Annotated in this window: 22 protein-coding genes; 12 read left to right on the top strand and 10 right to left on the bottom strand. The window is 48.3% G+C overall.

Translation table 11 applies throughout. From position 1 onward, the window contains the following. Positions 1 to 12: 12 nt before the first annotated feature. On the top strand, positions 13 to 285 hold the full coding sequence (locus RF679_RS13450; RefSeq protein ID WP_309481146.1) for a hypothetical protein: 273 nt from the start codon (positions 13 to 15) through the stop codon (positions 283 to 285). 200 nt (positions 286 to 485) lie between these two features. Here RF679_RS13450 and RF679_RS13455 read toward each other — a convergent pair whose 3' ends face one another. Next, the gene (locus RF679_RS13455; protein WP_309481147.1) at positions 486 to 1,715 is read right to left on the bottom strand and encodes an eCIS core domain-containing protein; all 1,230 of its coding nucleotides are present in this window, start codon (positions 1,713 to 1,715) and stop codon (positions 486 to 488) included. 578 nt (positions 1,716 to 2,293) lie between these two features. After that, positions 2,294 to 4,543 (bottom strand): NHL repeat-containing protein, encoded by a 2,250-nt coding sequence (locus RF679_RS13460; RefSeq protein WP_309481148.1) that lies wholly within the window; start codon positions 4,541 to 4,543, stop codon positions 2,294 to 2,296. 358 nt (positions 4,544 to 4,901) lie between these two features. Here RF679_RS13460 and RF679_RS13465 point away from each other — a divergent pair, with 358 nt between their 5' ends. The 4 genes from RF679_RS13465 to RF679_RS13480 all read left to right on the top strand — a co-directional run bounded on the left by RF679_RS13465 (position 4,902) and on the right by RF679_RS13480 (position 9,897). After that, positions 4,902 to 5,759 (top strand): helix-turn-helix transcriptional regulator, encoded by an 858-nt coding sequence (locus RF679_RS13465; protein WP_309481149.1) that lies wholly within the window; start codon positions 4,902 to 4,904, stop codon positions 5,757 to 5,759. A gap of 46 nt (positions 5,760 to 5,805) precedes the next feature. Beyond that, on the top strand, positions 5,806 to 7,002 hold the full coding sequence (locus RF679_RS13470; protein ID WP_309481150.1) for a serine hydrolase domain-containing protein: 1,197 nt from the start codon (positions 5,806 to 5,808) through the stop codon (positions 7,000 to 7,002). A gap of 240 nt (positions 7,003 to 7,242) precedes the next feature. Beyond that, a complete protein-coding gene (locus RF679_RS13475; RefSeq protein WP_309481151.1) occupies positions 7,243 to 9,324 on the top strand; it encodes a TonB-dependent receptor in 2,082 nt (693 codons plus the stop codon). Between the two features lie 255 nt (positions 9,325 to 9,579). Beyond that, positions 9,580 to 9,897 (top strand): TFIIB-type zinc ribbon-containing protein, encoded by a 318-nt coding sequence (locus RF679_RS13480; protein WP_309481152.1) that lies wholly within the window; start codon positions 9,580 to 9,582, stop codon positions 9,895 to 9,897. 139 nt (positions 9,898 to 10,036) lie between these two features. On the opposite strand, the gene RF679_RS18925 is transcribed toward RF679_RS13480, so the two are convergent. After that, positions 10,037 to 10,231, bottom strand: coding sequence for a glutaredoxin domain-containing protein (locus RF679_RS18925; protein WP_373921687.1), 195 nt, complete (start codon positions 10,229 to 10,231; stop codon positions 10,037 to 10,039). 314 nt (positions 10,232 to 10,545) lie between these two features. Between RF679_RS18925 and RF679_RS13485 the strand changes: the two genes are divergently transcribed. From RF679_RS13485 to RF679_RS13495, 3 genes are all read left to right on the top strand, one after another. Continuing rightward, positions 10,546 to 11,523, top strand: coding sequence for a hypothetical protein (locus RF679_RS13485; protein ID WP_309481153.1), 978 nt, complete (start codon positions 10,546 to 10,548; stop codon positions 11,521 to 11,523). A gap of 97 nt (positions 11,524 to 11,620) precedes the next feature. Next, positions 11,621 to 12,085, top strand: coding sequence for an ExbD/TolR family protein (locus tag RF679_RS13490; RefSeq protein WP_309481154.1), 465 nt, complete (start codon positions 11,621 to 11,623; stop codon positions 12,083 to 12,085). A gap of 153 nt (positions 12,086 to 12,238) precedes the next feature. After that, positions 12,239 to 12,811 carry a hypothetical protein gene (locus tag RF679_RS13495; protein ID WP_309481155.1) on the top strand — a complete coding sequence of 191 codons (573 nt, stop codon included), beginning with the start codon at positions 12,239 to 12,241 and terminating at the stop codon, positions 12,809 to 12,811. Between the two features lie 89 nt (positions 12,812 to 12,900). Here the strand turns inward: RF679_RS13495 and RF679_RS13500 are convergent, their stop codons facing one another. After that, entirely contained in the window at positions 12,901 to 14,190 is a 1,290-nt protein-coding gene (locus RF679_RS13500; protein ID WP_309481156.1) for a TolB family protein, read from the bottom strand. A gap of 236 nt (positions 14,191 to 14,426) precedes the next feature. Here RF679_RS13500 and RF679_RS13505 point away from each other — a divergent pair, with 236 nt between their 5' ends. Continuing rightward, the gene (locus tag RF679_RS13505) at positions 14,427 to 14,738 is read left to right on the top strand and encodes a hypothetical protein (protein WP_309481157.1); all 312 of its coding nucleotides are present in this window, start codon (positions 14,427 to 14,429) and stop codon (positions 14,736 to 14,738) included. Positions 14,739 to 14,778: 40 nt separating this feature from the next. On the opposite strand, the gene tmpT is transcribed toward RF679_RS13505, so the two are convergent. Further along, positions 14,779 to 15,432, bottom strand: a complete 654-nt coding sequence (tmpT, locus tag RF679_RS13510) for a thiopurine S-methyltransferase (RefSeq protein WP_309481158.1) — start codon at positions 15,430 to 15,432, stop codon at positions 14,779 to 14,781. A gap of 119 nt (positions 15,433 to 15,551) precedes the next feature. Between tmpT and RF679_RS13515 the strand changes: the two genes are divergently transcribed. Beyond that, positions 15,552 to 15,962, top strand: a complete 411-nt coding sequence (locus tag RF679_RS13515) for a MerR family transcriptional regulator (protein ID WP_309481159.1) — start codon at positions 15,552 to 15,554, stop codon at positions 15,960 to 15,962. 6 nt (positions 15,963 to 15,968) lie between these two features. Here the strand turns inward: RF679_RS13515 and RF679_RS13520 are convergent, their stop codons facing one another. After that, entirely contained in the window at positions 15,969 to 17,357 is a 1,389-nt protein-coding gene (locus tag RF679_RS13520) for a DUF1501 domain-containing protein (protein ID WP_309481160.1), read from the bottom strand. 52 nt (positions 17,358 to 17,409) lie between these two features. Beyond that, entirely contained in the window at positions 17,410 to 19,560 is a 2,151-nt protein-coding gene (locus RF679_RS13525) for a DUF1800 domain-containing protein (RefSeq protein WP_309481161.1), read from the bottom strand. 251 nt (positions 19,561 to 19,811) lie between these two features. Here RF679_RS13525 and RF679_RS13530 point away from each other — a divergent pair, with 251 nt between their 5' ends. After that, positions 19,812 to 20,318: a hypothetical protein gene (locus RF679_RS13530; protein WP_309481162.1), complete on the top strand. Its 507-nt coding sequence runs from the start codon at positions 19,812 to 19,814 to the stop codon at positions 20,316 to 20,318. Positions 20,319 to 20,496: 178 nt separating this feature from the next. Further along, positions 20,497 to 21,108 (top strand): hypothetical protein, encoded by a 612-nt coding sequence (locus RF679_RS13535; RefSeq protein ID WP_309481163.1) that lies wholly within the window; start codon positions 20,497 to 20,499, stop codon positions 21,106 to 21,108. Between the two features lie 134 nt (positions 21,109 to 21,242). Here the strand turns inward: RF679_RS13535 and RF679_RS13540 are convergent, their stop codons facing one another. The 3 genes from RF679_RS13540 to RF679_RS13550 form a co-directional block, all read right to left on the bottom strand. Next, complete coding sequence (locus tag RF679_RS13540; protein WP_309481164.1) at positions 21,243 to 21,716, bottom strand: GNAT family N-acetyltransferase; 474 nt, start codon at positions 21,714 to 21,716, stop codon at positions 21,243 to 21,245. Continuing rightward, positions 21,713 to 22,144, bottom strand: a complete 432-nt coding sequence (locus RF679_RS13545) for a rhodanese-like domain-containing protein (RefSeq protein WP_373921688.1) — start codon at positions 22,142 to 22,144, stop codon at positions 21,713 to 21,715. The genes RF679_RS13540 and RF679_RS13545 overlap by 4 nt, the downstream gene beginning before the upstream one ends. 173 nt (positions 22,145 to 22,317) lie before the next feature. After that, positions 22,318 to 23,121 carry a hypothetical protein gene (locus RF679_RS13550; protein ID WP_309481165.1) on the bottom strand — a complete coding sequence of 268 codons (804 nt, stop codon included), beginning with the start codon at positions 23,119 to 23,121 and terminating at the stop codon, positions 22,318 to 22,320. Positions 23,122 to 23,307: the final 186 nt, after the last annotated feature.

Raw genomic sequence — 23,307 nt, forward strand, 5'->3', positions numbered from 1 at the left:
AAAGAAGCGGCCATGCGACAGTTCTTCGATTTCAAGACCGATTCCACCAATCCCAGCTTGGTTTTTCATGGTGAAAAAGCGACCATCATCAAGACCTCGGAAGATATCAGAAGTGATGAAGAGTACATTGCGGATTACTTCTTAACCATCTACGCGATGAATCCCCATGGTGAATACTTCCTATTCATTTCTAATCAAAACGCCGCGCCATTTTTCAAACATATCACGCATACCAATGCCAAGATTGCTTTGGGTGGGGATTACGTGGAGCCGGAGATAAAATAGAACAACGACGACTCAGTCGCGCTGATATCCAGAGATCCAGAGGAGATATCAACTTGGGGGCTTTGAAGATTTTTGTCAAATCACTGGGCATCCATCTCAGATAAGTCAAAAAAATGGCGGCTTTCGCCGCCAAATTTGACCTTTATATTAAATGCCTATATCTGACACTATAGGAATCAATATCAGAACCGATCAATACATTAATTCCAAGGGCATCTCTTTCCTGTATCTGTGTAATGCTCTATCGCGGGGCCAACCGGCCCACAATGAACTGCCATCGTTTCGCCTTCGTACTTACCATCCTTAGTCCCTAGCGTCACCGTTTTGGCCTTTTTTATCCCCGACTTAGGTGATCTAGTCTGTTCATTCGACGGCGCATAAACATACCCGAGTTGTTTGGTTTGCTCTCCCGCCGCATCTTCTGGAACCTTGGTTTTTAGTTCTGAATCAGAGGTAACGCCTACAGCATCTCCCCAGCCGTCCTTATAGTGACGTCTAGCCGCTTCTGTAATGAAAACATTTTCTTTGAGTTGGGCTGGACTGTCCAATATATTCTCAGCTCGACCATTAGTGACCCGAGTGCCATCATTTAATGAGGATTCAGCGTTGGTTGTTCCAAGCATTTTTCCTTGAGCCACCCCACGCGACAGGGCCTTCGCACCCATCACATCTGCCTCCGTTTCAAGCCCGACATCGTCATTGACTGGAGTACCTGTTTTCATCTGCATTGTAGGTTTTACTCGCCCCTGCGCTTGTTGGACTACATGCCAGGCTTCATGTGGGAGATGTTGTTCTTGCCCCGGTGCGACATGGATGTCACTGCCTTGGGCATAAGCATGTGCATTGAGCCGAGCTGGTTTGTCGGAGTTATAGTGAACATTCACATGATCCATGCTCATGCCGGACAAGGATTCAATACCTGCTTTTAATTGGTTCGGCAAACCTGTGTTATTCGGCTTAGCCTCTTCTTTTCTTTGCGCAGCATCAAATTTTCCTTGCAAGGGCTCTTCTTCCTCAACACGCTGAGCCGTTCCAAATTTTCCTTGTAAAGGCTCCTCTTCCTCGGCGCGCTGAGCCGTCTCAAACTTTCCTTGCAAAGGCTCTTCTTCCTCAACGCGTTGCGCGGTTTCGAACTTCCCTTGCAGAGGTTCTTCTTCCTCGACACGCTGAGCTGTTTCAAACTTTCCTTGCAAAGGTTCTTCTTCCTCAGCTCGCTGTGCAACGTCGCCTTTGCTTTGCATCTTGGCTTGAATCATCTTTAACTGCGTCGATACACCACTTGCATCTGCCAAATTTTGAGTACGACGTTGCGCCGCATGCGATGTCCGCGAATCGGTCAAGGCTGCCAGACTGTGTTCTTTGAGTTGTGTAGAGGAAGACGCTTGTTGAGCGGAGGTTTGTTCAGAAGGCCGTGTCGTACGAGTTTGCATCTTGTATCCTTTCCGTCGAAAAGAAAGACTGGTTTTTCCCCACGGGTCTGTGCCGCACCATCGAAAAGCTCAGCGTGGAAAATACATTTTGGGATTTCCTTCAGAACTTGAAGGATCGAGTTTCTTCACAAGTATAGCCGCACTATCATTACAACAAAACAGATATTTTTTTACATGTTAAATTTATCAATTTTCTGGATTGCAGCAGCAACAATGGAAAGGCATCTGTGAGAGATCTGTGAGAGTTTTGTCCACAAAGCGTCATGTAGATGATCAATGAGGCGACGCGCTAAGTGACCTCTATCACTCTCAGGCTAGATTGATTAAAGGATTTGGAAGAGGAGAATTTTTGAGTAAGTGACGTGGTTTGTGGGCGAGCCAATCCGTTTTCTCGAAGATTGGCTCAACACATTTTTGACTCTCCATCAATCAACACAATGTTGATGTGGATTTGATTTCACTTTTTTACTACGGCAAGTCGATTGACTTAGGGTGCCTGACTTTTGACACTCAATGTAGGGAGATTGATCGATCCCGGCTACTGACTTTGGGGATCGATCAAAATAAAATCACTAGGCTTAAAAGACGACTTTCAAAACGGAATTCGATGAGGCCGCGAAAATCGAATTCTGTCCCAACCATGCCAGCGCCTTAACGTTATGGAGCCTTCCAACCACGAGGTTGCCTGACTTTAAGCCGCATTGACTTTCACTACCGACCAAGACTGTTTTAGTGCCATTGGCATTGATTTTGACCAAGCTACATACGTCGTAGTCATAGACATTACCCTGCTCATCCACCAACATCGAACTGCTATATTTGAAGTTAAAACGATGGAGCTTAGTGACTGTGCCAGCAACACTGCGCTTGTAAATACCAGGATCAACGCTTTGCTCGCCTGCGAAATACATATTGCCTTGCTTATCGAAAGCCAGCGCGCTGACGGCACCGAAAGTTTCCATGCCCGACACGCTCGTTTTGACGCCTTCGGCACTCAACTTGAATACACCGCCGCCATCTGCAACAAACATACTATCTTTACCATCGAAAACGACCCCACACATCATCCAAACGCGAGAGTAAGGAGAACAATCGGTAATCTTGGTAGTCAACTTCGTTAGATTGCCATCTGCTGAAATTTTGAAGAGGAAATTGTCATCCCGTGCTGGTGGATTGCCAGTGGTTGGATCTGGTACCGGACGATCGAAAATCCACATGTTCAGGTTGTTATCGACCGCGATATTCGTTGGAAATCTGAAAGTCTCAGCCGTTTTCTTCGTATCGGCTTTACCGAACCAGATACCTAGCGCAGATAAAGTAGAGACTGATCCATCCACCGCAATTTTGCGTAAGCTCAGCGCATTTTGTTTCCAAGATTGTCCAAACGCATCGATCAAGTTCGGAGTCTCTTCCATGACATATAGATTGCCGAGGCGATCTTTGGTCATCGCATATGGACTCAACATTCGTGCAGCGTCCAAACGACCATCCAGTGCGCCTGTGGTGGAAACAGAATTCAGCATGCCAGCGAAAACGCTCGCTTTGCCTTGAGCTGTTACACGCACGATGCGATGCTGATTCGGATCGGTCAAATAGATATTGCCATCTTTATCAGCTGTCGCGTCATAGGTATCCGTCTCCACATTTTTACTTGGTATCAATCCAGCATCAGTGACCGTTGTGCTGAGCCAATCGCCATTCTCTTGCAGTTTATGGATGCCCGTGCGATCCAGAATACTTGGGACAGCGCCAGTGTTTGGAATCATGCGAGCAGGTGCTTCGAAACGAGATGTGCTCAATGTCGTCACTCCCCCCTCTTGTGTCACTCGACGTAATTGATACTTGCCACTAACGAGTTCTTTATCGAGAACATAAATCGTACGATTGGGAGACACCAACAATTGACTTATGGACACAAACCTCGCATCTTTTCCGAGACCATCTTTTGCGACCGAAGCAGCCTCATTACCTGCTAGTACGACACCGTTTTTCTGAATTACACCGAACCGCTTGTCAAACAAAAACGACGAGAAGGAATAGATATTGCCATCGATATCGTGATATGCCGTAATGGCGGGTTGATCATAATTGGCACGCAGCTCACGATGTCCATCAGGATAAATCAACTGAGCTTGCGGCTCTGTCAATTGCAGTTCTGGAGTCTTATTGACGTACACAAATCGTCCGGAGAGATTACGCAACTTGTACCACAAGCCTCCGGATTGTGTCGTAAGGTCCGCCAACGTAAAAGTAGTGACAGCACCATCTTTGGTCATGCGGCGGATGCGTCGATTACCCAAGTCCCACACATACAAATTATCCTCAGCATCTGCCACGATGTCAGTCGGCAATGAGAATCGGGCGTCATTTCCCGAAGCGTCTATATAACCTCTAGCACTAAAACCGCCCGCAAACGCATATACTCCGCTCGCGCTGGGACGCAGTGTCAAAGTAATCGTCTTGTTAAGGCTACCACTGCTGGCGGTGATCTTCACGCTGGTTTCCAAATCAACCGTTCCAGTTGGCGGTGGAACATACTCCACCACATTTCCTGTGGTCGTGCTCAGACTTCCTAGATTCCCCTCGATACTCCAATTGATCGCACTCGTACTACCCGTCGCGGTGGCGGTAATTGGTAAATTTGTAGCACCAGCTTCAATCACTGTGTTCGCCGTGGCAAGCTTGATTTCAGGTGGAGGCGTCAATGGCGCAGACGAATCCCCGCCGCCACAAGCAAACAACGAAGCACACAAAGACATGCTCAGGATGTAGCGCGATCCTTTGGAAACGACTTTGGCTGAACCACGATTAGATTTTTGGGAGATCATATTTACGAGCAATGTGAGGGTAATGAAAAGTACTAAAAATAAAATGAAAATAATTTAACATTGTATGTCACATTAATAATATTCGTGGATTTTTCTGATTGAAACCTTCAGCGCCTGCCTCTGACAGCTGTGACTGAACAGTGAATCAAGCCCTAGCTCGAGACATTTCTCACGACAAAGCAAATTGGATCGAGTCGCAGAGACATGAGAAACCTCGAATGTCCCTTCATTCCTTCATCCTGCAGCTCACCCCTCCATTCTTGGCTTTAGTCGTTTATCACTTGGTGTTGAGCCAAGATGTTTTTAGAATCAGCGATCTCCATGCACAAATCGAGTCTCGCAATAGGACATCCTGCTCATGAACAATACCTTTGCCGCTGGTCAGTACTATGGCACCAAAAACTTCGAACGCAATCTTCATGGCCTTCAGCTCAAACATCTCGAAGCAACAGTTCCCGAACATGAAGTCGCAGAACATCGTCATGATGGTATCCACCTCGTCTTAGCGACACGCGGCACCTATCTCAGTTCGGCTTATGGCGAGCATCGCGAAGGGCCAGTTTTGGTATTTAATCCAGCCGAGGTGATACACCGTGACCGCTTTAAAGCGTGTGACGGGCGCTTCTTTGCCGTGAGCTTCTCTCAAGAGCTTTCCATTGAATTCGGTGACCGACTTCATTTACCAAACTTCGCGTTACGCTCACATCGTAAAGACGATATGCGCCTCGCCTATTCTTTGATGCGGATGGCAGCCTGCCCTGATACCACGACACTCGATTTGGAATGTGCCAGCATCACACTCCTCACCCAATTTGCCTCGCAAAAAACCTTAAGCAACGCTGCGCCACCTTGGTTACAACAAGTGAAAGAGATGATCGCCGACCGTTCAGAAGATGATTTGACGATCAACCAGCTCGCGCAAGAAGTCGGCGTCCATCGTGCTTATTTAAGCCGACAATATCAATATCATTTTGCGTGCTCTCCGGGTGACGATTTACGACGCCGTAGGATCGAACGCGCCGCTCATTTCTTGATGACGACCGGCGAGTCCCTGGTTGATATCGCGCAGCGTTGTGGATATTGCGATCAAAGCCATTTACATCGTGCTTTTATGCAGCACTTCGGCATTTCACCCAAATCCTTCCGACAGCTCTGTTCGCACAAGCCAGCCTTAGATGAGAACGACTTGGTTACAAAAATCCAAGATCTTCATTGAATGAAATCTTAAGATCGCTCTTCCCCCTACTTCACTGGAGCACATCATGTTCGAATTTTCCTCACAAACCTCTCTTCGTCCCCTCGCAAAAACCGCGTTTGGCTTGTTCCACTCGATTGGTTTTATCAGCGCGATGGGCTTGATTAGTTCTGTCACTTTGATGGCACCGCTTGCGCATGCCGTAGAAAATCAAGCCAACGAATCCTCGGATTGGCGCATCGCTTCGGCAGAAACCTTAGGTATGGACGCTAACAAACTTCAGCAAATGGACGAGGCCATCCGCCAAAATCGTTTCCAGCAAATTACCAGTGTCTTAGTGGCCCGCAAAGGCCAACTCGTGCATGAAGCCTATTACGACAAAGATGCTCAAAATGGTGGTGTCGACGCTCTCCGCAATACCCGCTCAGCCACCAAAACCATCACCGGCATGTTAGCGGGTGCCGCAATTGATCGAGGCTATATCGGTTCTATCCAGTCGCCGATACTGCCCATTCTTCAACGCAAAGATCGCCTAGAAAATCCTGATCCACGTAAATCTCGCATTACCGTTGGTGACTTGTTGACGATGAGTTCCATGCTCGAATGCGATGATCAAAATCAATTCTCACGCGGGAATGAAGAGCGTATGTACCTGATCGAAGATTGGGTAAAGTTTTATTTGGATCTACCCATCAAAGGCTTTCCTGCATGGACCACAAAGCCAGCCGATTCTCCTTATGGCCGGGCTTTCAGCTATTGCACAGCCGGCACCACGACCTTGGGCGCAGTGATTCAAAAAGCGACCAAGAAACCGCTGCCAGAGTTTGCACAACAAGTCCTGTTTGATCCGCTCGGCATCAAAAAGTTAGAGTGGCAATTCTCACCGCTAGGCCTCGCCCAAGGTGGTGGCGGCTTATCCTTACGCAGTCGTGATTTGCTTAGCCTAGGGCAATTATTAGCCAACGGAGGCACTTGGCAAGGCAAGCAGATTCTTCCGCTAGCGTGGGTCAAAGCCAGTATCAGTCCTCAAGCGCAAGTCGACGACCAGCGCGAATACGGCTACCTGCTCTGGCTCTATTCCTACACCGCCAAAGCTAAGTCCTACAAGTCATATCAAATGGCGGGCACAGGTGGCAACAAAGTCGTGGTTGTACCCGAACTCAATCTCGTGATCGTCGTGACCACCACCAATTATGGCGTGCGCAATCCGCACCAATTGAGTGACAAGTTAATTAGTGAGTTTGTGCTGGAATCTGTACTCTGAGCTGAATGCTCATGAATCGCTGGCGTTTTTAAGTAGGCGCACAAGAGCAAGATAAAAGCATACAATCACGCGACAACAAATTCACATCTCTGATGAAAACACATCGGTGGATGCGAAGTTCACCCAATAAACAACAAACAAATGTCCGGTGTTTGTCTCATTTTCAACAAGAAGTGTAGGCAAACACCGAAGGCACCAAATGCACACCATACATATCATGCGCATAAAAAAGGAAAAGTTTTGCTGACACCCTATTTGAAACGCGCCCTGATATGTTCACTCGCGTTGTCCTCAATTTCACAGGCGCAAGAGACGCAAGAGAAACAGACCGTCACCATCAACGCAAACAAGCCAGAGTCCGTCAAGAAACTCGACAAAACCGTACACGACCTCACCAACTCAAGCAAAGCCGCAAATGGGACTGCACAAGATTTACTGCAAGCGATTCCACAAGTATCGGTCAGTGCCGATGGAAAAATCGCGGTCAATGGCAACTCACAGGTGACAGTCTTAGTCGATGGAAAACCGAGTGCCATCTTGTCCGGTGACGAGCGTGCCATTGGCTTGCAAACCATGAGTGGTGCTGATATTGCCAGCGTCGAAGTCATTACCAACCCATCGGCTGCCTACAGCACGAATGGCGGCGCCATCATCAACCTCGTTTTGAAACGGGATCGCAAACTGGGGATGCGTAGTCAACTACGCGGCAGCATGACTGACCAAGGATTAAGAAACGCCAATCTGAACGTGGACTATGGTCAAGCCACTTTCGCATTGCATGGTAGTCTTGGGGATAGACGCGATGGCAATCTCAAAATTCGTGAGTCAATCATAGACTGGCAAAATCCTGTCGACGGTAACCATTACCGCAGCATTCAGAATTCCGAAGTATTCGTCCGACGGCATGTGGAGAGCGCAAGCTTGGGGCTCGATTATTTGATTGATGCACAAAGCAGTATGAGTTTATCCGGACGCTACAACGCACGTCGTTCCATTCCACTTTTTGATGTCCTCAACCAAAATCTGAGCGTGCTGGAGCCACAAATCTTTCATCGCATCTCAGTCGGTCCCAATCAGCAATCCGATACCAATCTAAACTGGAGTTATGATCGCCAATCGGCAGACTCCGTGTTCAAGGCAAGCTTGCAACGAAGCAGCACACTGGGCTTAATCGACAAATCCTATCGCGATGTATTTCTTGAACCTGTTCGCGCCACGGAATACTCGCGCGGCACCACTCAAAATGCCCGCATGATTTCACAAGCGAATCTGGATTGGAGCGAACGAACCCCAAGCGCACAATGGGGAGCGGGACTCGATCTACAAGAAAAAACGGATGAACTCTACAACCATCAAGCCGTCGTCGACTTCACGAATCCTCAGGCGCCGGTAGAGATCATCGATCGAAATACGAGCAACAGTTATGCTGTCACCACTCGACTGGGCGCCGCCTATCTGACCAGAAAATGGAATACAGAGCATTGGGAAATCTTACTAGGTGGTCGACTTGAAATCTACGAGCACAATCTGTATCCAAATCCAAACCGCAATGGCCAACACCGTTGGACATCATTGAATCCCAGCCTCAATGCACAGTATGTGATTGACGACAGCAGCAACCTGTCACTCAGTTATCGACGCAGCTTGCAAATGCCAGATGCGCGCGACCTTAATCCTTTTACGACCTATATCGATGCGCAGAATGTCACACGTGGTAATCCCTCGCTCAAACCGCAAACCGTGGACGTGTGGGAGATTGGCCCCGATTTTACAAGCGACAACTTGAGCGGGAATCTGACGGCGGTTCTACGGCAAACCGCGGATACGGTGGTCGAGACGCGCAGCATCTCCGATAAGTTGATTACGAGTTCACGCCAGAATGGTGGACATGCGCAGGCACTCGGCCTAAATTCCAGCCTCGATTGGAAGCCTACGAAATCGATTCAACTTGGATTCGACACAGGCTTCTTTCAAGTCGAGCTGAGCACACCAGAAAATGGCATCGCTATTCAACAAAAAAAGATCACCAGTTTTGTCAATCTTCGAGGAACTTACAAACACGAGACCGACAACCTCTCACTTGACGCCCATTGGCAATCGGGCAGTATCACGCCTTTAGGAAGTTTTGGAGCAACGCGTAGCGTAAACCTAGCTTGGAAGCGACAGCTTAGCAAGACACTGAGTTTGACGCTCAATGCGAACGATATTTTCGATGGCAGCAAAAAGACCTACCAAGTCCGCTCGTATAACTTCTCACAGACGGGATTCGATCACTTTGTGGCCCGTCGAATTTATGTAGGCTTTGTCAAGAAGTTTGAATAGACCCATTTGGAGTTCGCGTCACCCAAAGAGCGTAATTAAGCTCAATCATAAGCGCCTCTCAGGTGGTAAATATCGACTATTTTTACCACCAGAATCCACTTCCAACATCAAGCAAAATCTCTACAATACTGCCGGCACGCGCTGAGGAAATTCCTCGCGGCAGCCGCCCACATCGAAATCGAATTGGGCAAAAGAATCGCCACCATTATTCGCCACCATATCCAGACAATCTACACAAAATAGGAGAGATCAAACATGAAATGTCCCGTATGTGATAACGTGAATTTATTGATGTCAGAACGCCAAGGCATCGAAATCGACTATTGCCCGCAATGTCGCGGTATTTGGCTAGACCGTGGCGAGCTCGACAAAATCATTGAGCGTAGCGGAAGTACTCAGGCGGCATCGGCGCAGGAAGTGCAACGCCAAGCTCAGCCAGGCATTTTCAGCTCGACACCGAACGTAGCACCCCAAACAGCACCGCAGAAGCATCAGCAACACTATCCGCTACCCAGTGCTCATTACAAAAAGAAGAAAGAAGGATTCCTCTCTGAACTTTTTGATTTTGATTAAACGAAGTCTTTTTGATTTCGCCTGGGATGAGGTTCCATCTTTTAGAATCTCTCCGAGCAGACTCGATTAGCTTCTGAGTCTGTAAATTATCACTCTTCAAAAAGTCGTCCCACACACTTTTCCTAAAACCGACTACCATTTATTTGCGAGAGATCAGGACCGGGACGCCGTCAACTTTTAAAGTATCAAATGCTTTTCGTACCGAAGGGTCTTGATCAATGTAAAAGATACGGAAGCTCGTACCTCTCCCTTTCAGCAGTTGAATCCCCTCCTTACAATAGCTGCACTTGGTGTCTCCAAGCACAACTAAGTCTTTATTGACGTGTTCATACATTTAGTTGACGAACTGTTGCGGAGATTTCACCCTTCATCTCTCAGATCAACCTTCCTGAATCGGCAATGATCTGGTCCTTGCTGTGTCAAGGTGGCGTGTTGATTTTCTGTATTGCAGAGTTTTGAATTTGATATAGACCAACTGAAACAAAGAATGAAAGTGGTTTTGTGACGCTCCCTTCCTTGCCAAGTTCGCCACAATCCTGTTCAATGCAACTCTGGCACAAAACTCATTCGTTTCTAAAAAACAGTAAGTAAGAATAAGAAATCCAAGACTGAGCTCACCCCTTACTGCAAATATAAAAGGAATAAAACATGCTGATTCCAGAATACTGGGCGGAAGCCTCGGGGAAGACGACACGTCACAACAAGCCCATCACGATACGGCGTTTTGGTTGGTCCAATACCAGCCAAGCGGAAGCTCAAAACCATGCGGAGCAGCGAGTTCAAGAAGCGATACAGGCGACGCTGGCTGGGGAAAATCTCGCTAGACGTGAACTGAAAATACCTTACAACGGTTCCGACGGCGTCCCCATTCGAGAAGAGGTGCTAGAACGCCACCCCCACTGCGTCATTACACGCAATGCTTATGGTGCACAGTGTTTGAACACGGCTGAAGTGCTCTTCGCTGACATCGACTTTGAGATCCCGCGCAAACCTGCTGCTTATTCTTGGACGATATTTTTTCTCGTCATCTTCAGTTTTGTGGTCGGTAAAAATCTATTCAGTTTTCCGACAGCATTTGCGATTGCCATGGCGACTTGGTTTATCAGCTATCGAATCGGAAACTTATGGTGGTCGTGGCAGCAGAATCGTCACCCTTCCGCAGAAGAGCAAGCCTTGGCACGGGTTGATCAATTTCTCGTCAGCCGACCGCTCTGGCATGTTCGCATTTATCGCACACCTGCTGGCTTGCGCTTGCTGGCGATGCACCAAACTTTTGGCGCCGACGATGCCGAAGTTGCGGAGAGTTTTGTCGCATTCCGCACCGATAAAATCTACGTTCAAATGTGCAGCAACCAACACTGTTTTAGAGCGCGAGTTAGTCCTAAACCTTGGCGCATTGGAATTCAAGCGCACCTCAAGCCGCGCCCTGGTGTGTGGCCAATTGATCCCAATCGTCTGCCAGATCGTCAACAGTGGGTTGCGCACTATGAGCGCACTGCGCAAGGCTATGCAGCCTGCCGTTTTTTGATGGAGAAAGGTAGTGGCTATGTAGACCCCGTTGCGGAGCAAGTACGCGCCATCCATGATCAGATGTGTAAAGCCTTGGAACCGCTTCCGATTGCTTAGCAAGCTACTTCATGGACAAAGCGTTGCCCCCCTGCCAACCGCTTTACAAGCAGCTCTTTGTCGCATAGAGTGGAAAATACAAAGCTAAAGAGAAGTGATGTCAATGAGTGTTTATTCGATCCACCAGCACGACCAACAGGGTCAACTCCATCCTTTATTGGGACTCATGTTGGCCGTCTTCATTCTTAGTTTCGTCGCGGTCGCCTATTTTCAGAAACGTGACTTGCAAAGTGCAAGACCAAATCAAGTATCGTTCACGCTGCCCCAGTCCAATACATCTTTGACGAATGAGCACGAACGCATACATCTCGAAGTCGATTTTGACGAAACGATCTCATGGAACGGACGACAATTGAGTCAGAATGAACTGCGCCAACGTTTGGAGAGAGTTGCCCGATATAGCCCGAATGCGGTGGTGAGCCTGAAGGCTAATCAACGCACTTCTTTCGGCGTCTTTTTTAAAACTGTGAAGAACATTCAAAGCACAGGTATCAGAGTGTTAGAGATTGTGCAGCTGACGACAAACTCGGCATCGACCAATCCCCAAGTCCTTCCTTCATGACTTCTCGTTTTCTTCAGTCATGAATATTGAAGGTGAAAATCCTTGCAAGGCGAACTTCATCTGTGGCACAGTTCTGCTTCTCAAAAAACAAGCTGCATGAGAACTCACACAGCACCCGAGTTCAATGCGGAACTAAAATTCAAGGAAATAAAATTGCGTTCAATTTACTTCATCCCCGCTTTATTCCTCTCCGGCTTGTGCAATATTAGTGCCGCACAGAACCCGGATATCAACTTCGATGATTCGACTTTTGTTTTCCAAAGCGCAAGCAAAGAGACTAGTTTTGGCACTACCTCAATTCGTCAAATGTATGCCGCCGAAAGTCCGAGCCGCCACGCTTGTAGTGTTCAAGTAACACAGAAGACTGGTTCGACCGTTCAAGGTGTTTTATCTGTCGACCGCATGGTAATGGTGCCGGCACTCACTGTCATTCCTTTCGAGATCACAGCGAATCCAGAGAAGAGCGCGAATGAAGATGCGGTTTCGATTGGTGCTATGAAGAATATCAAAGACAGTTCCAAATATACAGTCATCCTGCATCGAGCCACGCTGATGGCAAATGGAACTTTGCGTGACATTCTCATTCAATGCAATGACTTCAAATACGAAGGCGTGTGGACAAAAACCGCCGCGCAATTTGAGGCCCTTCGGTCGGATTGGACTCGAGCTCTCTTCAAGCTCGATCCTAAACTTTCAAGTGACAGCGAAGCAAAACCCAAACAATAAAGGCGCTCGGAAGCACTCATCAGACTACTCGGAGCCGTGTCGAACGGCTCCGCAAAAAAACAATCAACAATCATAAGAGAGCTTGGTCTTCAAGCACCCGTTACCAACTCTTCCATCAAATCCGCTTTCATCAGCAAGCGAGCATTTCCCGTGCTATCAATTACAAAAGCACCTTTGCCATTGGTGTACACAATGCTGCCATCGGCATGAATATCGTAAGCCAACACACTAGTCGCGAGGACGAGCTCATTCCCTTGACGATCACGCGAGATCAATTGCCACGAGCGCGGCACTAAAGACGGCACACCCTGGACTGCGTTCCCGCTTCGCAACGCTTTCTCAGTGTCGATACGACGACCTTTTAAAATCATTTCCTTGAGGTCTGCCTGCACTGCGGGGCCATTGGCGCTCGTCAATGGCTTCTGCGAATACATCATCGAAAAGAAATTGAGATAGTGGAAAACGGCGCGCAATAACCGGAAAGGAAACAACAAGCTATCGAGCAAAACACTCAAGGTATCATTCTTCACCGCTTCATAGGGACGACGGATAAAATGCAAATTACCACTTGGGCAAACACGGGGATGCAGATAATCAAATTGGGGGTCGCTCAAGACTTCCGTAACGCGTCCCGATTTCATGTCCAACATTTGTATGCTGGCGTTTCCAACCGCCGCGATGTATCCGCCGTTCACACGCGCTAAGCCCGCTGATTGATACAAAATTTTGCCGTCTGCTTCTGGAATCCAAGTTGGTGCACAATCAAGCGTATCACCACCCGTCAGCGCTTGAAACTGTGAACCATCGGCATGAATCATGGCGATATTACTAGCCCCATCACGACTGGCAGACGTACATAAGAAACGCGCTTGGCTTGGCTCTAAATTAAGATCGCTTAAGGACAAATTTTGCTTATGCAGTATCCTTTTCTCTTCGCCAGTTTTGAGGTTCATCGAGAACAAACCGCCCATGACCTCATCGCGCAAAAAATACATGATATGGTCGCGGTCAAAAAATTGCATGGCGGTTGCTTCGATATTCGCACCATCCTTCTTGAAATGGCGTAATCCCCCATTGGCTGATACGCTAAAACTCGTATTTTCTTTCCATGCATGGCGCTCTTGTTGACGCTCGATTTTATCAATCATTTCTTGCACATAAGGGCTCTGCAATTGCTCCACGCCATGCGCCTGCTGATAATACAATTTTCCACCCGCGATATAGGCTAGCGGATAACGATTATCGGCTTGCCAAGGATGCGCGCCGTTGGCATTTCCGTGCTGATTTTCGTTAGCACTTTGTGCCGCAGATTGCTTCATCAATTGAGAGATCAAAAAGATGGCGACGGCGATACCGCAAAGAATAAGAAGTAGGTGCACGAATTTTCCTTACAAATCGAACAAAACTTGATTTTCGCATGACGGCATCGAATCACAAACTGCAGCATCGCACGATGATGCAAGTTTCTGACAGATGCTTTGCATCATGCACAAAGTGAATTCGAGGAGGAAAATAATTCGAGCGAAAAGCCTTTACGATGCAGTTCGACGATCTATACTGAGTCATGCAGCAATGCAATATTGCCGCACTTTCCTCTAGCGTATGGGAGCTCAACATGATCACCCCAGAGACCCTGCAATTGTTGATGAAAGAAGTCGAGAGTGAAGATCCGATCGACTTTGCCGATCTGCCGTTTGAAGAAGATGCGCTGCGCGCAATCGTCGCCGACCACTTATGCGAAATCGCCGAACGCCTCGAAAATTTCAGCGTCGAAGATCGGCAAGTGACCTTGATGGCGGTCGCTGCCAAACTCGTTTTGGAAAATCTTGTTTTGCACGTTCAGCTACTGCGCCAACACGGCATTCCTCTCTCACGCGAAGTTGACGCGCTGCTGGGAAAGCTGCGTGGTGGCGATGGACAACAATAGACAATACTTAGCAGACCAATCGCACCCCGAGCTCAAGCGCCTATGGTCTTCTGCGCAGCAGATAAACCGATTCGGTCGATGCGGTTTTACCCTTCATTCCCCCTTCCACTTCCGCTTCAAATAGCTTTGCGATGTCAAAATGCGAAGCGTAATGCTGTCGAACTTCCTCATGGCTGATGGAAAATGGCGGCCCAACAATCACCGTTTGATCATATTCATAGGTGATCAATAACTGCGGTGCCGCATCAGTTAATTTTCTCAAGTGAGCGGTATAGTCACGGCGCATAGACTCAGGCAAAGCAACCAATGCCGCGCGATCATAGACTGCATCAATCGATCCCACCTGTTCCGTCTGAATCGCAAAAAAGTCGCCGACAAAGACGCTCAAATGGTCGACCCGATAATGAATGTAATTCGAATATTGTTGGATCTGAGGTTCGATATCCGAGTCGGCAAATAATTCAGCAAACAATTCGCGTACCGCTGTCTCACTCAATTCGACCCCGACCACCTGCAAGCCTTGCGACAAAAGATAGGCAATGTCACGCGTCTTTCCACAGAGTGGCACTAAGACCGTCTGCCCCGCCGTAAGAGGCAATTGCGATAAATGGTCGCGTAACAAAGGATTCACATGCTCGCGATGAAATCCCAATTCTCGACGTTGCCACCGGTCATGCCAAAACTGTGCATCCATCTCATTCTCCTTGATTGCTTGAACTAAGAAGCATAGGATACAAGTTCAAGCGCACTTGAAGTCAAGTATTTTTTTAAGAAATCGTGAGCACTAAGGTCAAAGCGGTGAAGGGATTTTAGATGGATATCGGAGAAGTCGTTCAGGAAACCGGCATACCCGCCTCGAGCCTGCGTTATTACGAAGAACTCGGACTCATTTCTTCGCATGCACGCAAAGGATTGCGGCGGCAATACCCAAGTGCGGTGGTTGAAACGCTGAGGTTCATTCTACTCGCCCAAAGCGCCGGCTTCTCGCTCGCAGAAATTAAGGAGCTCACGCTACCGCTACCGCAAGGAAAAGCCAGCCTCAAACGCGAACTCTTACAGCAGAAATCACAAGACATAGCCATCCAGATTCGTCGCCTGCAGGCAATCAAAAAAGGACTTGATCACGCTGCGGTGTGCCCTGCTAGCAATCATTTTGAATGTCCCAGCTTTCTCGCTTTACTTCGCAAAGCTGGGCGCCAGACGCTATCGATCAATCAGAAGTAGTTGTGCCTAAGGACCCATGAATCCCAAATCACGACGACTAAAGTTGCTTAACTCATCTTTAAAAACCTGCGTTTCCAACATGGTGGCGCTGGCACCAAACCAACGTCCCAAACTCGCTCCGAATTGTTGATTGGAGATTTGCGGAATCCACGCCCCGCGGCCAGTAGCATCATCAGGGCCACCCAAGGTAAAGTCTGGGAATTGTCCATACAGTCCACCTTGTACCGCACCACCAAGGACAATATGATGACTACCCCACGCGTGATCGGAGCCATTACTGGTCGGTTCGAAACTACGTCCAAAGTCAGACATGGTGAAACTGGTAACTTGATTGGCACAACCAATTTCGCCCATCGCTTGATAGAAGGCACTCATCGCCTGCGACACTTTGACTAAGTTATCCCATTGCGTCCATGCTTGCTGGCTGTGTGTGTCAAAACCACCCATGCCGACAAAATACACTTGCCGTCCTGGCCCTTTGGCAGCGCGCATTTTAATCAAGCGGGCAACGGTCTTTAACTGCTGCGCTAAGGGAGTTCCTGGGAAGATGGTGTTAATCGTCGCAGTGCTTGTCATGGCTTGTAAATCAGTCACCAAATCAACCCCATTCGCCAGTGATTTATTCGCCGCAGCGGCCATCACGTTGGTATTGCTAGCATTGCTGGCATTGAGCATCTGCAGCAAAGCCGCTTTGCGCGCGTCACTGGCGCTTTGTGGCCACGCATTGAGACCCGATAAATTCAAGCTGCCATTCGCCGGAATTAAATTGCCATGCACGGTCGCACCCTCCACGAACAAGCCGCCCGAATTCAAGGCCACTGCATCCAAATGGCCGCCCGTTCCCAATAAATCAACAAGGCGTCCACCCCAACCTGTCGCAGCGACGGCTGGCGTGCCTGCTTGGTTTTGTAAGGTTTGATCTGGGTGAGAAAACAGCTGCGGAGGAACGCCGACACCTGCGCTATATTGTGCCTTGCTTAAGGGTTGACGCAGACTTCCCATGTTCAAGACGACCGCCACTTTCCCTTGCCCATACAAAGCATCAATCTCTGGCATCCCATAATGAAATGCGAAAGCTTGATTGCTTGGGGATGTGACAGCCTGCAAAGTGGAGGTACGCGGCGCCAACAGCGTCTTGGCCGAAGTGGATAAAGCCAAACCCACCGGCCCGCGTATTTTTTGATACTGCGTATATCGGGTCGTATCGAGCGGTACGATCAAATTATTGCCATCGTTACCACCAAACAAATACACGCACACCAAAGCTTTAAAGTCGGTCGCAGCGTGTGCATCTTTCACATTCGATAGCAAACCCATAGAAGCGACACTACCCAACATGCCTAACTTGGCAGAGCTGGCCATAAAATCACGGCGCGAAAATATTTTATTCGTCATGATGAAGTCCTATTGTATGTCTTCAAGATCAATGTTCGGTTTCGAAACTGATTCACTTATGAACCGCGAAATCCGCGCTAATTGCCGTGAAATGCAAAGCAATAATGGCACGCTCTTTGTTATCGCTCGACGTCGCTAAGGCCGCACTCAAGGCTTGTCGGGTTGAGGTCGACATCCGCCCATGCAATAAAGTGGCATCGACCAAATTGATCAAGTTTGTCGGGTTAGGAGCCGCGGCGATAAACGGAGTAAGGTCGATTTTGACCATGGTGCCGTAATTCCCGGAGATGAGCTGATACAAAAAGTTGGCGCGCGCCACGGCCATACTCGGGGCATAAATTTGAAACGATGGTCCGTAGTATTGGCTAGACCCCGGCAAGCGTGTCAGTGGCGAATAAAAGCTAAAGACACTAGGTGCGCTCAATATCTTTTCACCCATCAGGTAGTAGTCCCAGAACATGTTGGTAGGATCGACCACGGTGCCATTCAGAGCACGGATCAAACCAAGTGAGTGGAGAACTGGATCTTTGAGGAAGCCCTGAGTATTGTTCGGCGAATCTTGACGTGCCTCTGGGTCCAACAAAATAGCGCGGATGGTCGCCGCTAAATCACCGCGAACACCCGCATTATTCGCAAATACATTAGCGACGCGTTGAATGTATGCAGGGCTTGGGTTGCTGGTGGTCAAAGAACGAATTAAACGGGTGGCGATAAAAGGTGGCACATTGGGATGATTAAATAAATTGTCCATCACCGCATCGAAGTCTTGTTGCGTGGTTTGGCCCGCTGGTAACACTTTTCCTAATAGTAGCGTCTTGGCTTTTTTGTCGTGATAGTTATCACGAGGCTGCAAAGGCGTCGTGAAGCTTTCCCAATTTAATCCCGTCGCGCTGTTGCCGCCATAAGTCCAACCAGAGAGTGCGCGAGCAAACTCAGCGATTCTGGTTTGATCATAAGTAGGAATCGGCTTACCAGCAGCGTCCAATTGCACGCTGCCATCCTGATTCAGCATCACCGTACCGATGGTGAATAACTGCATCACTTCACGCGCGTAGTTTTCGTTAGGTGCTGGGATCACACTGTTGCCCATATCGAGATATTTACCCATGCTTGGATTAAGCGACATCTCGCGCAACAAGGTCCTAAAGTTACCAAAGGCATTGTTGGATAAGCTCATCAACCATGGCCGCATTTCATTGGCATAGGGATTCTTCTCTTGCGATACAACAAAAATTTGTGAGAGAGCGAAGATAACGCGTTGTCGTAATTGATCTTGGCCACTGGCCATGTTATTGAAAACACCGCGCTGCAAAACACTGAGATCGGTCGTATTGGGGATCACAGATGCTGGCATCACCATTTGTTGGGAAATCCAATTTGGGACGCCTATCTGTTTAACTAAACTCAGTTGCGCTGGTGTGGGACCAAATGAAGCTTGTTCCAAAAAGCGCGCTGCACTGACACTGGCTGCATCTGTCGCTGGCAATGGTATCGTTGTGCCCGTGCCGCTACCGGTACTACCGCTCCCGCCAGTACTTCCTGTACCTGTGCTACCGCTGCCTGTGCTGCCTGTGCTTCCTGTGCCGGTGCTACCAGTGCTACTGCAAGAGCTCACCACAACTTGATCAAATACATTCGATTTCGCATCACTCGCATTAAAGACGGTAAAGGCCAAATTACCTGTGTTTTTGATCGTGGTCGTAGCCGACATGCTGGTCGCAGAATTGACGACGCTTGGTACTGTCACGCCGTTAATCTGGGTGACCGCGCCACTCAGAAAATCAATCCCTTCAATACTAAAGGTCGTCACACCACAGCTCGGACGACTCGGCGTCACGCGATAAATCGTCGCCGCCTTCTTGGAAATAAACTGCACCACACGTTCCGCACTCATGCTGGGCGTGGTGCGCGTCACGCCCGTGATCGTCACTTTGCCGCCAAGGGGCATGGCAATCGGCGCAACATACTGGCCATTTTGAGAATTGATCGCCCCCAACTGCGCATTACCGCCCTTGATACCATTGACAGAAAAATCCATCCCTACGTTTTTTCCATCCAAATTGCCGACAAACCATACCGTTGAGCCAAGCGGAACGGCATTGGTTGGCTTGCCATCAATGATCAGCGTTGAAGCAAATACACACTCGGAAAATACAAAGAGGAAAGCTAACAGTCCTCGCATTGTTCTTGACCAAAAAACCATAACTTATCTCCTTCGCAAAGGGAAAAAGCGCAGAAAAAAATGCACGATGAATCCAGAAAAAGTGAAGGCGAGTATGGGATAAGTGCACATAAGAAACAAAGCACAACTGACGAACGGTCACGCTAATTCGATGAATGCAATCCACAAGCACTAGGTTCGGAGATAATCTAACCACCACAACAACTGGCATAAAATTAAGAGTAAAAAGTTAGCCTCAGCCAAGCTTGGCAAGCAATGACGCCACACTACCAATGACACACAAGACCCTCACACAAATTTTCTTATTACTCGTTTGCCTATGTTCAAGCATTGCTGGCTTTGCGCAAAGCGATGAAGAAATCAAAGAAGACCTTCGCAATTTTCCAAAGGAAGCCAGCTGCCAAGAAATCAAAGCCAGGGATTCCCAAGCGGGTAAAGAGTGTGAAAAAGATAGTCAGGAAATGCTCGACATGGCCGACGTTTCCGAAAGCAAGTCACATATGCAGGCTATGAAAAAAATCGCAGCCCAACAGAAACTACTTGAAGCAGGACGCAGCAGAAGTCAAAAGAAAGACCGCACCCAAGAAGCACCAAGTCTTAGCCCAAGTCAGGAAGCCGAGCAGAATCAGCGCGAGCGGCGCATGTGGCTCAAAATTGGTGCCGCGGCCCTCTTATTTGGGGCCCTGGCGAAATGGAAAGGTGCATCTTTCACTCGTTGGGGCCTCGTCGGCGCCTTCACTTGCGGCACACTCATACTGGCTGGTTATCTTCCAAACTGACGAGCGAGGTTTTTCTCCTCGTATTTCCCTTCGTTTTTCTCTTCGTCATTCTTTCTGCCTCACCTCTATTAGCACGGTGTTGCTGTCTTGATTGGCACCCAGAACCCGCCTTAAATCGCCAATTTTTATACCAATCGTGCGATACTGCTAAGCCTTCATTACTTCTAAGGATTCGCTCATGATTAAGCAATGTTTGTTCGGTTTGTCGATTTTGTTTGCTAGTGCAGGTGCATTTGCCCAAAACTACATGGATGGAGTGACTTCACGGAGCTGCGAGTGCATCCAAAAAGTCCCTGATAGCGAAACCCGTGAAGTCAAAAATATGCAACTGGGTCTCTGCTTGTTGAAATCCTTCAGCGAGGATGACAAAGCCAAGTTCAAGAAAGAATTTAATCTGGATGTGAACAATCCGATTCGCGATGGTCGCGACATCGGCGTTCGTCTCGGCACCAGAATGGCGAGCGTCTGTCCGGATCAACTGATTCGTCTCAGCAAAGAAGCGCAAAAAGAAAATTCTGAAGCACGCGAATCGGCAGTCGTCGGCACGGTCACCAAAATCGAAAATTCACCGTTTGTGACCTTTGTTGTCAAAGACAGCAGCAATGTATTGCATCGTCTAGCATGGATTACCCGTGTCACTTCCAGTCTCGACATCTCCGCCACCTACCAATCCTACGTCGGTAAGTCGTTTGGCTTTAAGTTCGAAAACAAAGATATCTTTGATCCGCGTATCTCCGATTACCGCAGCATGAAAGTCATCACAGAGATCAAACAAGATGAGATGAAGTAAGACCCAACAGCTATCCAATAGTTATCGAGCACTTGGATCAAAACAGAAAAAGGGGAAATGGCTCAAATCCATTTCCACTTTTTGTTTCACACGCTTCATCTGCTCTTGGTTTACAAGCGCGCACAAGTTTGATTTCAGAAGCGTAAAATCCACGCTTGCCATGCCGTTTCAAGCTCGCCTTGATGATGACGATAAAACGCCTGCGCCGAACGGGTGTCTGGCAAAACATCCCACTTCAAACGTCCCACACCACTCGCCCGCGCCTGCGCTTTTAATGCTTCGAATAAGTGCGCACCAACACCCTGTCGACGCGCCTCTGGACGCACAAAGAATTCCTTCAAATACCAATTGGGCCGTAAGTCGAAGGTGAACTTGATCTCAACGATGACCGCATACGCCTCGATTTTTCCCTCCTCGGTGCAACACAGATAGGCGACAAAATCACTGGCGCCATCACCTAGCCCCATTCGCACTAAGTCCGTTTCGGTGACAAGAAAGTGCTCACGATATTTTTCGAAGTCGGCGAGCTCGTGCATTAAACCGAGTAATTCTGTCGCATCGCTGGTTTCCGCTCGTCTAACGATAAAGCGCTGATCATAGAAATTCACGACGCAAGGCTCGCCAGAGTTTGGGGCTCGGTACTCAAACTAAAACCTTCATCCAACCAGCCTGTGACGCCGCCAATCATGATTTTCACAGGACGCCCCAATTTCGCCAAGGCAATCGCAGCCTTGGTCGCGCCATTGCAATGCGGACCGGCGCAATACGTGACAAACAAAGTGTTAGCTGGATAGGCCGCTAATTTGGAGGCGATGATCTTGCCGCGCGGTAGATGAATCGCGCCAGGGACATGACCCTTGTCATAGGCTTCTGCACTACGCACATCAAGCAAGACAAAATCAGATTGCGGCAAGCCAAGAGCAAAATTCACATCCCAGCAATCAGTTTCGAATGCGAGACTTGCTTCAAAGTGTGCAATGGCTTGTTGACTGGACGCAGCAGGAAAAATCGTCACAGGGTTAATTTCAGCGTGCATGTTGAACTCCTCAGTTAGTAAAAACATGCACAGTATGAGTTTAATCGGCCAACACTAACAGCGGCAGAAATGACATTATCCGGTCAGTTTACGCCAAACTTCTCTTTATGTTGAAATTGCGATTAGAGAGGCGTCGGAATGAAAGCATGCTTTGCATCTCGCCCACCTTTGCTTCAATCTTGCTCGCGACGCGAGCGCCCAAAGTAGCAGGTTTGAGATCGAGCTTGCATGGCATTCATGGAAAGTGAGGTCGCCTGAGTGACCTGTTCAAACAAGACTAATTGATCCGTTTCACTATCGAAATAGCCATTGAGCACAATCAAACTCCCGTCATTGATGGATGCACAGACACTTAAGCCTTGCTTGAGCGGTCGCTCAATTTCATCGTCGGTTTGATTATCGGTAAAACCCTGCATGACATACTTGACGCCCTTATGAGACAGGTAGCCATCTAGCCAACCTGATATGCCGTCTTTTAATTGCAGTTCCAGTGTCAAATCATATTGTGGCATTTGGCAATACCACACGCCATTGATGGGGCTAGCATGATCTGAAACACGGAAGCTACCAATCGTGGCAAGCGTGGCACCGCCGATGTCGGATCGGATATAACAATCTTTATCGACATACGAACCAGTGCAAATCACCTCTGCACTCGCTTCGGTGACATACACGGCGTGATTCAAAACAAGCTGCGACAGCGTCTCCTCATCCAAGAATAGTTGTCCCGCAAAACCTGAGACCCAATGCGAGGACTCATCTTTTTTCTGACGTTCAATCGGACGCCATAACATACTGAGGACAATGCCCAAGCCGATGCCCTCTTCGCTCGCGGATGGCTCGCCATAACCGCATATGTGATATTTTTGGGGCTGATCGCCAGCGCTTTGATAACTACCAAAAATAAAGTTGCCGTGTGACTTCAACCGCAACACTGCACCAAATCGATTAGCCCAACTACCATCGAATATCCCCATTCGCTTATCCTCTTCACAACTTTGCGTCAATACTCATGTTATGAACTCATACTATGAACTCATACACCACCCATATATAGCGCATTCGCTTCTGTAATTTTTGTTTCGTCCTCAATTGCAGCGAGAGAAATGACATGTCAAGCTCGGGGCAGATACATGTCAAAAACATGTAAATTTTAAGCAAGT

It is taken from the genome of Undibacterium cyanobacteriorum (assembly GCF_031326225.1).
Taxonomy (GTDB): domain Bacteria; phylum Pseudomonadota; class Gammaproteobacteria; order Burkholderiales; family Burkholderiaceae_D; genus Undibacterium; species Undibacterium cyanobacteriorum.

Coding starts and splice junctions, on each gene's coding strand:
- RF679_RS13450 (WP_309481146.1), top strand. CDS start 13: ATGCGACAGTTCTTCGATTTCAAGACCGATTCCACCAATCCCAGCTTG.
- RF679_RS13455 (WP_309481147.1), bottom strand. CDS start 1,715: ATGCAAACTCGTACGACACGGCCTTCTGAACAAACCTCCGCTCAACAA.
- RF679_RS13460 (WP_309481148.1), bottom strand. CDS start 4,543: ATGATCTCCCAAAAATCTAATCGTGGTTCAGCCAAAGTCGTTTCCAAA.
- RF679_RS13465 (WP_309481149.1), top strand. CDS start 4,902: ATGAACAATACCTTTGCCGCTGGTCAGTACTATGGCACCAAAAACTTC.
- RF679_RS13470 (WP_309481150.1), top strand. CDS start 5,806: ATGTTCGAATTTTCCTCACAAACCTCTCTTCGTCCCCTCGCAAAAACC.
- RF679_RS13480 (WP_309481152.1), top strand. CDS start 9,580: ATGAAATGTCCCGTATGTGATAACGTGAATTTATTGATGTCAGAACGC.
- RF679_RS18925 (WP_373921687.1), bottom strand. CDS start 10,231: ATGTATGAACACGTCAATAAAGACTTAGTTGTGCTTGGAGACACCAAG.
- RF679_RS13485 (WP_309481153.1), top strand. CDS start 10,546: ATGCTGATTCCAGAATACTGGGCGGAAGCCTCGGGGAAGACGACACGT.
- RF679_RS13490 (WP_309481154.1), top strand. CDS start 11,621: ATGTCAATGAGTGTTTATTCGATCCACCAGCACGACCAACAGGGTCAA.
- RF679_RS13505 (WP_309481157.1), top strand. CDS start 14,427: ATGATCACCCCAGAGACCCTGCAATTGTTGATGAAAGAAGTCGAGAGT.
- tmpT (WP_309481158.1), bottom strand. CDS start 15,432: ATGGATGCACAGTTTTGGCATGACCGGTGGCAACGTCGAGAATTGGGA.
- RF679_RS13515 (WP_309481159.1), top strand. CDS start 15,552: ATGGATATCGGAGAAGTCGTTCAGGAAACCGGCATACCCGCCTCGAGC.
- RF679_RS13520 (WP_309481160.1), bottom strand. CDS start 17,357: ATGACGAATAAAATATTTTCGCGCCGTGATTTTATGGCCAGCTCTGCC.
- RF679_RS13525 (WP_309481161.1), bottom strand. CDS start 19,560: ATGGTTTTTTGGTCAAGAACAATGCGAGGACTGTTAGCTTTCCTCTTT.
- RF679_RS13530 (WP_309481162.1), top strand. CDS start 19,812: ATGACACACAAGACCCTCACACAAATTTTCTTATTACTCGTTTGCCTA.
- RF679_RS13535 (WP_309481163.1), top strand. CDS start 20,497: ATGATTAAGCAATGTTTGTTCGGTTTGTCGATTTTGTTTGCTAGTGCA.
- RF679_RS13545 (WP_373921688.1), bottom strand. CDS start 22,144: ATGCACGCTGAAATTAACCCTGTGACGATTTTTCCTGCTGCGTCCAGT.
- RF679_RS13550 (WP_309481165.1), bottom strand. CDS start 23,121: ATGGGGATATTCGATGGTAGTTGGGCTAATCGATTTGGTGCAGTGTTG.